General features: G+C 64.9%; 12 protein-coding genes and 1 pseudogene. 9 read left to right on the forward strand and 4 right to left on the reverse strand.

Annotated elements, in window-relative coordinates; translation table 11 throughout:
- The 4 genes and pseudogenes from AC0L3K_RS39490 to AC0L3K_RS39505 form a co-directional block, all read left to right on the forward strand.
- Positions 1-153: pseudogene (locus tag AC0L3K_RS39490) on the forward strand (chemotaxis protein CheW); the annotation flags it as partial.
- 73 nt (positions 154-226) lie between these two features.
- The gene (locus AC0L3K_RS39495) at positions 227-592 is read left to right on the forward strand and encodes a response regulator (RefSeq protein ID WP_007600538.1); all 366 of its coding nucleotides are present in this window, start codon (positions 227-229) and stop codon (positions 590-592) included.
- A 75-nt stretch (positions 593-667) separates the two neighbouring features.
- On the forward strand, positions 668-1,864 hold the full coding sequence (locus AC0L3K_RS39500) for a protein-glutamate methylesterase/protein-glutamine glutaminase (protein ID WP_473368090.1): 1,197 nt from the start codon (positions 668-670) through the stop codon (positions 1,862-1,864).
- Positions 1,861-2,733, forward strand: a complete 873-nt coding sequence (locus AC0L3K_RS39505; RefSeq protein ID WP_473368091.1) for a CheR family methyltransferase — start codon at positions 1,861-1,863, stop codon at positions 2,731-2,733. The genes AC0L3K_RS39500 and AC0L3K_RS39505 overlap by 4 nt, the downstream gene beginning before the upstream one ends.
- A 45-nt stretch (positions 2,734-2,778) precedes the next feature.
- Here AC0L3K_RS39505 and AC0L3K_RS39510 read toward each other — a convergent pair whose 3' ends face one another.
- From AC0L3K_RS39510 to ctrA, 4 genes are all read right to left on the reverse strand, one after another.
- Positions 2,779-3,939: a glutathionylspermidine synthase family protein gene (locus AC0L3K_RS39510; protein ID WP_473368092.1), complete on the reverse strand. Its 1,161-nt coding sequence runs from the start codon at positions 3,937-3,939 to the stop codon at positions 2,779-2,781.
- Positions 3,940-3,942: 3 nt separating this feature from the next.
- On the reverse strand, positions 3,943-4,326 hold the full coding sequence (locus tag AC0L3K_RS39515) for a hypothetical protein (RefSeq protein ID WP_473368093.1): 384 nt from the start codon (positions 4,324-4,326) through the stop codon (positions 3,943-3,945).
- Between the two features lies 1 nt (position 4,327).
- Entirely contained in the window at positions 4,328-4,732 is a 405-nt protein-coding gene (locus AC0L3K_RS39520; protein WP_219685357.1) for a DUF350 domain-containing protein, read from the reverse strand.
- A 166-nt stretch (positions 4,733-4,898) separates the two neighbouring features.
- Positions 4,899-5,600, reverse strand: coding sequence for a response regulator transcription factor CtrA (gene ctrA, locus AC0L3K_RS39525; protein ID WP_007600544.1), 702 nt, complete (start codon positions 5,598-5,600; stop codon positions 4,899-4,901).
- A gap of 415 nt (positions 5,601-6,015) precedes the next feature.
- On the opposite strand from ctrA, the gene fliI reads away from it, so the two are divergent.
- The 5 genes from fliI to AC0L3K_RS39550 all read left to right on the forward strand — a co-directional run bounded on the left by fliI (position 6,016) and on the right by AC0L3K_RS39550 (position 11,010).
- Positions 6,016-7,341 (forward strand): flagellar protein export ATPase FliI, encoded by a 1,326-nt coding sequence (gene fliI, locus AC0L3K_RS39530; RefSeq protein WP_007600545.1) that lies wholly within the window; start codon positions 6,016-6,018, stop codon positions 7,339-7,341.
- A gap of 120 nt (positions 7,342-7,461) precedes the next feature.
- The gene (gene fliJ, locus AC0L3K_RS39535) at positions 7,462-7,881 is read left to right on the forward strand and encodes a flagellar export protein FliJ (protein ID WP_473368094.1); all 420 of its coding nucleotides are present in this window, start codon (positions 7,462-7,464) and stop codon (positions 7,879-7,881) included.
- 179 nt (positions 7,882-8,060) lie between these two features.
- Positions 8,061-8,606: a sigma-70 family RNA polymerase sigma factor gene (locus AC0L3K_RS39540; protein WP_007600547.1), complete on the forward strand. Its 546-nt coding sequence runs from the start codon at positions 8,061-8,063 to the stop codon at positions 8,604-8,606.
- 37 nt (positions 8,607-8,643) lie between these two features.
- Positions 8,644-9,699: an anti-sigma factor gene (locus tag AC0L3K_RS39545; RefSeq protein WP_219685355.1), complete on the forward strand. Its 1,056-nt coding sequence runs from the start codon at positions 8,644-8,646 to the stop codon at positions 9,697-9,699.
- 351 nt (positions 9,700-10,050) lie between these two features.
- On the forward strand, positions 10,051-11,010 hold the full coding sequence (locus AC0L3K_RS39550) for a helix-turn-helix transcriptional regulator (protein ID WP_007600550.1): 960 nt from the start codon (positions 10,051-10,053) through the stop codon (positions 11,008-11,010).
- The last annotated feature ends 153 nt before the right edge of the window (positions 11,011-11,163 follow it).

Raw genomic sequence — 11,163 nt, forward strand, 5'->3', positions numbered from 1 at the left:
CTCGCCGAGGACGGCATGGAAGAAAACCCCGTCAATCTCGACCCCCGCATGGCCAAGCTCGCCGGCGGTGTCCACCGCCTCGACGGCCAGCTCATGGTCGTCCTCGACGTCGATCGCGTCCTCGAGCTCGCGCCCGAGATGATGGCGGCCTGATACGCCGGCACATCCGCCGACGTACCTGCAATTGGAAGTGTCCCCGCAAAAGCGGGGAGAAGCAGAGGTTCACATGCGAACTTGTCTCGTCGTTGATGATTCCAGCGTCATCCGCAAGGTTGCGCGCCGGATCCTGGAGGGCCTCGACTTCCAGATCCTCGAAGCCGAGGACGGTGAGAAGGCGCTGGAGGCCTGCAAGCGCGGCCTGCCCGACGCTGTGCTGCTGGACTGGAACATGCCGGTGATGGACGGCTACGAGTTCCTCGGCCATCTCCGCCGCATGCCCGGCGGCGACCAGCCCAAGGTGGTGTTCTGCACCACCGAGAACGACGTCGCGCATATCGCGCGCGCGCTGCACGCCGGCGCCAACGAGTACATCATGAAGCCCTTCGACAAGGACATCGTGACGGCGAAATTCCAGGAAGTCGGCCTTATCTGAGCGACCGCCCGGAGGCTGAACGGCTCCTTCGGCGTTTGTTTTCAACTGACCGTTTCAGTCTGAGTTGGTGAGTAAATGAGTGTTGCGTTCGCAGGTAATTCGACCCCGGGCTCGTCGCGGGAAGCCGGGCCGTTGCGGGTGATGATCGTCGACGACTCCGTCGTCATTCGCGGTCTGATCTCGCGCTGGGTCGGTGCCGAGCATGACATGGAGGTCGCGGCCTCGCTGCGCACCGGGCTCGAGGCGGTCAACCAGATCGAACGCATCAACCCCGACGTTGCCGTGCTCGATATCGAAATGCCCGAGCTCGACGGCATCTCGGCGCTGCCGCAACTCCTGGCGAAGAAGCGCGATCTCGTCATCATCATGGCTTCGACGCTGACCCGCCGTAACGCGGAGATCAGCTTCAAGGCGCTGTCGCTCGGCGCCGCCGACTACATTCCGAAGCCGGAATCGACGCGCGAGGCGTCGGCTGCGGACATCTTCCACCACGACCTGATCCAGAAAATCCGCCACCTCGGCGCACGGCTTCGCCGCAAGCCCGCGGTTGCGAGCCCGCCGCTGGCGCCTGCGAGCCCGGCCCCGGCCGCACGTGGACCGGTTGTCGCGCGGCCTGCCGCGCCGGCTCCGGCCGTGCATGCGCCGTCGTCGTCCTCGGTGCTGTCCACGCGTCCGTTCTCGACCCAGGCACCGAAGGTGCTGCTGATCGGCTCATCGACCGGCGGTCCTCAGGCGCTGATGGCGCTCGTCGCCGAGCTTGGCGCCGTGATCGACCGCGTCCCGGTGCTGATCACCCAGCACATGCCGCCGACCTTCACCACCATTCTCGCCGAGCATCTGGCACGCACGAGCCGCAAGCCGGCGGCCGAGGCCGTCGATGGCGAGCCGGTGAAGCCGGGCCGCATCTATCTTGCGCCGGGCGGCAAGCACATGCGCGTCGTGCGCAGCGGCGCCGACGTGGCGATCGCGCTCGACGACGGTCCCGCCGTCAATTTCTGCAAGCCCGCGGTCGATCCGCTGTTCACCTCCGCCATCGACATCTGGCATGGCGCCATCCTCTCCGTGATCCTGACGGGCATGGGCTCGGACGGCATGCGCGGCGGCAAGGACATCGTCGCCGCCGGCGGCAGCGTGATCGCGCAGGACGAAGCCTCCAGCGTGGTCTGGGGCATGCCGGGCGCAGCGGCCAATGCCGGCATTTGCGCGGCGATCCTGCCGCTCAACCAGATCGGCGCCCGGGTCAATCGCCTGTTCGCGGGAGACCGCACGTGACGCCGGCCGACTACGACTATCTGCGCAAATTCCTGAAGGAGCGCTCCGGCCTCGATCTCTCCCCGGACAAGCAGTATCTGGTCGAGAGCCGGCTGCTGCCGCTGGCTCGCAAGGCGAGCCTTACCGGGATTCCCGATCTCGTGCTGAAGATCAGGAACGGCGACGGGCGGCTTGCAAGCGACGTGGTCGAAGCAATGACCACCAACGAGACCTTCTTCTACCGCGACAAGATCCCGTTCGATCATTTGCGCGAAACGATTCTGCCGGGGCTGCTTCGGGCGCGTGCGGCGCGCAAGTCGCTGCGCATCTGGTCGGCGGCGTCGTCGACGGGACAGGAGCCTTATTCGATCGCGATGTGCGTGAAGGAGATGGGCGCTGCCTTCGCCGGATGGCGCATCGAGATCGTCGCTACCGATCTGTCGCAGGAGGTGCTGGAGAAATCCAAGGCCGGCGTCTACAGCCAGTTCGAGGTGCAGCGCGGCCTGCCGATCCAGCACCTGATGAAATACTTCACGCAAGCGGGCGAGGTCTGGCAGCTCAATGCCGACATCCGCGCGATGGTGCAGTTCCGCCAGCTCAATCTGTTGCAGGACTTCTCCCATCTCGGCACGTTCGACGTGATCTTCTGCCGCAACGTGCTGATCTATTTCGACCAGGACACCAAGGCCGTGATCTTCGAGCGCATGGCGAAGGTTTTGGAAGCCGACGGTACGCTGCTGCTCGGCGCCGCCGAATCCGTCGTCGGCATCACCGACGCGTTCCGCCCGATCGCCGAACGTCGTGGTCTCTATCAGCTCAACCCAACGCGCTCCGGCCGCCCGATGGGCGGATTGATGCCGCCGTCGTTGAAGGTGGCAGCGGCGCGGTGAGATGCGTTCTTCCCTTTTCCCACAAGAAGGGAAGACGATCGCACCTCACAAGATCGCATGCGGCAGAAACCGCGAGCCGTTGCCGGTGATCGGGCTCTCGTCCTCGCGGATCGACAGGCCGCAGGGTTCGTGATCCACCAGCCAGCTTCCCACCACCGGATAGAAGTCGGAAAAGTTCGGCAAGGGCGCGAGGGCCTGCCGCACGAATCCTTCGGCGCCGTAGGGTCCTGCCTGCTCGTCGAGCGGCATTCCGCCCGACACCAGCGTGACATTGGCGCCTTCGCGCGACAGCAGCGGCTTGCGCACATAGGAGCTGCCGAGCTCGGCTGCCCGCGGATCGTCCTCGAAGAACGCCGGCAGCAGATTGGGATGGTTCGGAAACATCTCCCATAGCAGCGGCAGGATGCCCTTGTTGGAGAGCACCGCCTTCCACGGCGGTTCGATCCAGCGTGTCTGTGCGTCCTTGAGCTTTGCGCCGAAGGCGTCCTGGAACATCCATTCCCAGGGATAGAGCTTGAAGGCGAGCGCGATGTCGCGGTCGTCGAGATCGACGAAGCCGCCAGTATCATCGCGCCAGCCGATCGCCTCGACATCGAGTAGCGTGGTCGTCAGTCCCGCCTGGCGCGCAGTGTCTTCGAGATAAGCGAGCGTGCCGGCGTCCTCCTCATTGCCCGTGGTGCCGGTGAGATGGACATGGCGGCTAGCGGCAATCTGCTTCCACGCTTCGATCAGTCGTTCGTGGATGGAGTTGAACTGGTCGGCCCGCGACGGGATTATGCGCCGTTCGATCGCCTGTTCGAGCCAGGTCCATTGAAACACCGCGGCTTCGAAAATCGAGGTCGGCGTATCCGCGTTGTATTCGAGCAGCTTTGCCGGTCCCTTGCCGTCGAATGTCAGATCGAGCCGGCCATAGAGGCTGCGGTCGTCGCGTGCCCAGCTCTCGGCGATCAAGCTCCAGAACGCGTCCGGTATCTTCAAGCGCCGCAGATGGCGCTCGTCGCCGATCACGCGGCCGGCAAGCTCCAGGCACATCGCGTCGATCTCGCCGGTCGGCGTCTCGATGCCGCGCTCGATCTCGTCGAGGCTGAAGGCGTAGTAGGCGCGCTCGTTCCAATAGCGCTCACCGTCGATGGTGTGGAAGGCGAAGCCGCATTGTTCGGCGGTCTGCCGCCAGTCGTCGCGCTCGGGGCAGACGATGCGTCGCATGGGTTAGCCGCCGCCGGAGAAGCCATGGCCAAACGAGCCGAAGCCGCCGCGGCTCACGCCGCCGGAGCCTGAATCGGACGACGTTCCGGACGAGGAATGGCTCGAGGAGTCGCTGCTGAAGAAACTCGATCGCGACGACCAGCGCGAGCTGCCGCCGCCGCTGGAGGAACTGCGGCACGAGGTGCTCGCTTGCACCGCTGGATCCGTGCCGGCAGGAGAGGGCTCGCAATTCTGCCGCGGCATCAGCGTGTAGGCGGTGGTGCCGACGGTGATCGTACCCATCACCAGCAGCGCGACATGGCCGGAGCGCTTCACCGGCTGCTGCGCAGGCGGCCCGGCCGCCGGCCGGCGCTTGCCGAACTCCTTTTTGGAGGGCTTGTCGGCCATGTCAGTAGATCATGCAGGCGGCGTTGAGCAGCCCCGCGGCAAGCGAGGACAGGCCGAGCCAGATCGCGGGTGCAAGCTCGCCGGCCGCGATCCGCGCCGGCAGGTTGGGCACCGGTACCCTCACCAGAAAGAGCACGATGATCTGCACGATCAGCGCGACGAGCGCCCAGATCAGGCAATCCAGCACATTGGCCGAATGCGCGATGGCGCTGACCAGCGGCGCCACGAAGCCCAGCAGGCTGAGGCCGAGTGCGATCGCCGCGGCCGGCTCGTTGTCGCGGATCAGCTGGAATTCGTTGTAGGGCGTGATGCGGGTGTAGACGAACAGGTACGTCACGATCGCGATGAGCCCGGTGCAGAAATAGACCAGGAAGGCGGGCAGGCCGGCGAGTGATTGCAGGATCATCGTTCCCCCATCGTGCAGCGACCATTCGTCGGCGGGGGAAGGATAGCGGTTCAATGGCGCAAGGACGATAAGGCCCCGGTCGCATCCCCCAAAAAACAAAACCCCGCCATTTGCGGCGGGGTCCAGGCTGGGAGGAGCAAGCCCTGGGGCTTGCGCAGTAAACCGATCAGGCGGGAATGCGCTCTTCGACCTCGTGCGGCTCGCGCAGCACGTAGCCGCGGCCCCACACGGTCTCGATGAAGTTGCGGCCTTCGGAGGCATTCGCGAGCTTCTTGCGGAGCTTGCAGATGAAGACGTCGATGATCTTCAGCTCGGGCTCGTCCATGCCGCCATAGAGGTGGTTGAGGAACATTTCTTTGGTGAGGGTCGTGCCCTTGCGGAGCGAGAGCAGCTCCAGCATCTGGTATTCCTTGCCGGTCAGATGCACGCGCTGGCCGCCGACTTCCACCGTCTTGGTGTCGAGGTTGACGACGAGATCGCCGGTCTGGATCACCGACTGGGCATGGCCCTTGGAGCGGCGCACGATCGCGTGGATGCGGGCAACCAGCTCGTCCTTGTGGAAGGGCTTGGTCATGTAGTCGTCGGCGCCGACGCCGAGACCCTTGACCTTGTCCTCGATACCGGCGAGGCCGGAGAGGATCAGAATTGGTGTCTTGATCTTGGAGACCCGGAGCTGCTTGAGCACGTCGTAGCCGGACATGTCGGGCAGGTTGAGGTCGAGAAGGATAATGTCGTAATCGTATAATTTACCGAGATCGACGCCTTCTTCCCCCAAATCGGTCGTGTAGACGTTGAAGCTCTCAGACTTCAACATCAGCTCGATCGACTGCGCGACGGCGCTGTCATCTTCAATCAGCAAAACGCGCATGCCAGTTCCCCATAGTCGCCGCTCCTGGGCGTCAGGTCGGCCGCATTCGCGGCACACAACAAAACGCCTTTGAACAACTGATTCGGATCCTGACAACAGATGGTTAACAAATTCTGATTCTGGAACGCAAGCCCTGTAGATGCAATTTTCGTCGAATCGCCCTAAGGTCTTGTGTGCGAAGCAGCTTTCGTTATCCGGTTGCGTTCAAGTTCCACTTTAAGAGACGGGCCTAACCGACTCCCGCGACTCAGCCTTCTTCTGAAGGGGAGCCACGCTCAGTCACAAAGACAGTGACGCAATGATTAACGATGCGGGTAAACACGAAGTTAAGCGCCGTTCAGAAATATGGCGAAACTTAAGGTTCTCGCCACGAAACCCCGGATTATGAAGGCGATCACCTCATGAAGGCCCTCTTGTGAAGGCTCTTGCCGAACAGATCGGCGACATCGACGGCATCAATATTTATGGCCGTGTGGTCGGCGTGCGCGGCTTGATGGTCGAGGTGGCCGGCCCGATCCATGCGATGTCGGTCGGTGCGCGGCTCGTGATCGAGACCGGCGGCAACCGTTCCATCCCCTGCGAGGTCATCGGCTTCTCCGGCAACAATGCCGTCGTGATGCCGTTCGCCGGCCTCGACGGCGTGCGGCGCGGCTGCAAGGCCGTCATCGCCAATGCTGCAAATCAGGTGCGGCCTTGTGCGGCCTGGCTCGGCCGCGTCGTCAATGCGCTGGGTGAGCCGATCGACGGCAAGGGGCCGCTGCCTCAGGGTCCGGCGCCGATGCCGTACCGCAATTCGCCGCCGCCGGCGCACTCGCGCAAGCGCGTCGGCGCGCCGCTCGATCTCGGTGTGCGCGCGATGAACACGTTCCTGACCTGCTGCCGCGGCCAGCGCATGGGCATCTTCGCAGGCTCCGGCGTCGGCAAGTCGGTGCTGCTGTCGATGCTCGCGCGCAACGTCGATGCCGCGGTCAGCGTCATCGGCCTGATCGGCGAACGCGGCCGCGAGGTCCAGGAATTCTTGCAGGACGACCTCGGCGAGGAAGGCCTGGCGCGTTCCGTCGTCGTGGTCGCGACCTCCGACGAGCCGGCGCTGATGCGCCGTCAGGCCGCGTATCTGACGCTCGCGATCGCCGAATATTTTCGCGACGAGGAGCAGGACGTCCTTTGCCTGATGGATTCGGTGACGCGCTTTGCCATGGCCCAGCGCGAGATCGGCCTGTCCGCGGGCGAGCCGCCGACCGCCAAGGGCTACACGCCGACCGTGTTCACCGAACTGCCGAAGCTTCTGGAGCGCGCCGGTCCGGGCCTGGGCGAGGGCGCCATCACCGCGATCTTCACGGTGCTGGTCGATGGCGACGACCATAACGAGCCGATTGCGGATGCCGTCCGCGGCATCCTCGACGGCCACATCGTGATGCAGCGCTCGATCGCCGAGCGCGGCCGCTACCCCGCCATCAACATCCTCAAATCCGTCTCCCGCACCATGCCGAAATCGGCCGACCCGGAGTTCTGGCCGACCATCCAGAAGGCGCGGGCGGTGATGGCGACCTATGCCGACATGGAGGAATTGATCCGTCTGGGCGCCTACCGCGCCGGCTCCAGCCCGGAGGTCGACGAGGCGATCCGCCTGCACGAGCCGCTGGAGGCCTTCCTGCGCCAGCGCAAGGACGAAAATGCATCGCTGGCGGACGGCTACCGCCAGTTGGCGCAAATCCTCGGTGATTTGGAAACGGAACGCTAACTTTGTCCGGTCATCATCCCATCCCACAGAGTAGCAGAGCCGGTCTTGGCCCCAGTCGGGCCTGTGGGAGACCGGTGTTGTCCCACGTGCAGCCAAGGGACTTCTGGGGAGTACGAGTCGATGAAGTCACGTGATACCCTCATCCGCCTGAAGAAATTTCAGGTCGACGAGAAGCGCCGCCGGGTCAGCCAGATCGAGACCATGATCGCCGACTTCCAGCGGATGTCGACCGATCTTGAACGCGAGATCTCGACCGAGCAGGAGCGCGCCGGGATCAACGATCCCTCGCACTTCGCCTATCCGACCTATGCCAAGGCTGCCATCCAGCGTCGCGAGAACCTGACCCGCTCGGCCGACGAGCTGAAGGGCCAGCTCGACGAGGCCAAGACTGCGCTGGCCGAAGCCTTCGAGGAGCTGAAGAAGGTCGAGCTCCTCGACGAGCGCGATCAGGCCCGCGAACGCGCCGAGGAAAACGCCCGCGAGCAGGCCGATCTCGACAGCATCGGCCTGATGCGTGCCCGCATGGGCGCCGTCGCCTGAGGCGCTAGCCGCCAGACCTGCGAGAATTTGCAGAACCCGGACCTCAAAGGTCCGGGTTTTCGCATGTCCTGTCCACAGAGGGGCGCCGCGCCCCCTTGGTGGTCGGCTTTGTCGCGCGCTATGGTGGCGGAGTGCCAGGACCTGCGCGGAATGCGACGGGCCGCGCATCGGGGGGCTGAATGCTGACGCCAGCAGAGCTGGTCGGGCTGATTGGGGCAGTGGCGCAGGGCGATCAGGCCGCGTTCGAGCGCCTCTACGTCGCCACGCGCGCGAAACTCTATGGCGTCGTGCTCCGTATCTTGCGCCGACAGGATCTCGCAGAGGAGGTCATTCAGGAGACCTACGTCAAGATCTGGAACAGCGCCGGCCAGTTCAATCCCGCTCTCGCGTCGCCGATCACATGGATGGCATCGATCGCGCGCAACCGCGCCATCGACGTCGTGCGCAAGAAGACGGAAGTCTCTATCGAGGAAGAGCCGCAGGCGATGGAAGTCGCAAGCGATAGCCCCGATCCGTTGGCGCGGCGCGAGATGACCGAGGAATTGAGGCGGCTCCTGGAATGTATCGGCCGGCTCGAGCCGGACCGTCAGAGGCTCGTGCTTCTCGCCTATTACAACGGCTGGAGCCGCGAGCAATTGGCGGAGAAATTCGCGGCGCCCGTCAACACGGTGAAGACGTGGCTTCGGCGCAGCATGATGGATATTCGCGAATGTCTCGGACTATGAGGGCTTCGACGGTGAGGGCGAGTCTGGATCGCAAGTGATGGCCTATACGGAGGACCATATCGCGCTCGCCGCGGAATATGCGCTCGGCACGCTCGACGCCGGCGAGCGCGCGCAGGTCGAGACCATGATGGCGGTGGACAAGGCGTTCGCCGATGTCGTGCAGGCGTGGGCATTCCGGCTCGGCGTCCTCAACCAGATGGTCGGCTCGATCGAGCCGCGTCCGATCGTGTGGGAGAACATCAGGTCCGAGCTCGCGCGGACGGGCTTTGCCCAGGATCCGCCAGCGCTGCCGGACGCAGCGCCGCCACCTGTGCCGGAGTTTTCCTCGCCCGACACCGTGCCTCCGCCGGTGCCGTCGGAGAATATGCAGCAACCGGCGCCGCAGCCTCCCGAAGCGGAGCAGCCCGAAACGACGCCACCGGCGCCCGATGCGCTTCCCGATGTCGTGCCGATCTTCATGCCGCAGGTCCACGCGCCAGACCCGGAGGTCGCGCGTACGCCACCGCCGCCGGTTGCCGACAACAGTAACGTGATCCGGCTCGAGGGGCGCGTGAAGCGCTGGCGCACCATCGCATCCGCCGTCGGTGCGCTCGCGGCCGCGCTGCTCGTGACGCTGTCGCTTCAGATCTTCCAGCCCGAGGCGCTCCCGGGCGGCTTGCGACCGGCGCCACGCATCCAGACGGTCGAGGTGAAGACACCGGCGCCGCTCCCGGTGTCGTCGCAATATGTCGCGCTGTTGCAGGGCCAGGGCGGAGGTCCTGCCTTCATCCTCACCATCGACGGTGCGACCAAGAACTTCACCGTGCGCAAAGTGGGCGCGACACCGGAGCCCGGCAAGAGTTTCGAGCTCTGGCTGATCTCCGACAAGCTGCCGCGTCCGCGCTCGCTCGGCGTGATCGGCGCCGGCGATTTCACCGCACGACCGGTGCTCGGTTCGTACGATGCCGACGTCGTCAACAGCGCGACCTACGCGGTCACCGTCGAGCAGGCGGGCGGTTCGCCCAACGGCCAGCCGACCTCGGCGCCCATATTTTCCGGCAAGCTGATCGAGACCGTGCCGCCGTCACAGCCGCAGGCGCCCGCGAAGAAGTAGGTTTCTATTGTCGTCCTGGCGAAAGCCAGGACCCATTACCCCAAGAGCTTGTTGCAAGAGTGAGCCGTGACCACACGGGTGAGCAACCACTCAATCCCGGGGTAATGGGTCCTGGATCGGCGCTCGCTCTGCTCGCTTGTCCAGGACGACACCGGGGGCATTGGACGCTTCAACATCGTCGTGGCAATGCCTGATCGGTTTCTGTCGCCACGGTCCGCCCCGCCGTCGCATCCCGACAATTCCCGCCGAATCCTCCCCCGATTTGAACCTCCATCCGTTTCGTGGCGTCAAATGCCCGGAATTTGCAGTCGGCGCCCCCAAGCATGGCGCCGGAGAGGGGCGAGAAATCAGATGGATGCAGCGAAAACGTCGGGCATCTTCATTCACCAATATGCGGGGCTGCCACACGGCCAGGCCTTCGAACATTGGCGCGAGCGGACTTTCGGGGCCTGCGGCCTGGATATCGGGCCGAGCCGGGGCGACAGCATCGATTGCCGGCTCCAAGTCAGCGTGGTCGACAATATCGCACTCGCCATTCCCGAAGGCGCCTCCGCGCAATATTCACGCACCCAGAGCCACCTTGCCGACGGCAGCGACGATCTCGTCCTGATCGCGGCACACGCGGGTCTCGTCCGCGTTGGGCAGAACGGCCATGCCGTGGAGCTTGCGCCCGCGCAGATGGTGCTCGTCGACATGGGCATCACCGGCACCGTGGGCCACACCGAGGAAGATCGGTTCACCACCATCCGCATGCCGCGCCGCGCACTCCTCGACATCAGTCCACGCGCCGAGGACAAGCTGTCGCAAGTGCTCTCGGACGGCGCGGTCGCCGAGACGATCTTCCGCTACCACTCCCTTGCGGCCCATCACGCGCCGCATCTCGACGCCGTCGGCCAGCGCCTCACCGCGCAGCACATGGTCGATCTCGTCGGGCTCCTGCTCGGCACTGACGCCGAGCATGCAAGTCTTGCGCGCGGGCGAGGTCATGCGGCGGCCCGTCTCGATCTCATGCGCGCCGACGTGATGGCTGCACTTGGCCGCAACGATCTCTGCCTGTCCGAGATTGCCACGCGCTCGGGCCTGAGCCCGCGCCAGGCACAGCGCCTGTTCGAGCAGGCCGGAACGACCTTCACCGAATTCGTTCTGGAGCAGCGCCTGCTGCAGGCGCGCAAGCTGCTCAGCGATCCTCGCGCCAGGACCCGCAAGATCAGCGACATCGCGCATTCGTCGGGCTTCTCCGATCTGTCCTATTTCAACCGCGCCTTCCGCAAGCGCTTTGCCGCGACGCCGTCGGAACTGCGCGAGGCCTGAGCGCGCCGCGTAGGCGTAGCCCGGGTGAGCGAAGCGACACCCTGGGCCGCTCGCGGAGATATCCCGGATATCGCTGCGCTCATCCGGGCTACAAGATATCGCGTTGCCCGTCGGGCAAAACACCCAAGCTGCCGGTCAACCCGCGTGGCTCAA

This window comes from Bradyrhizobium sp. MI1.10, assembly GCF_055811035.1.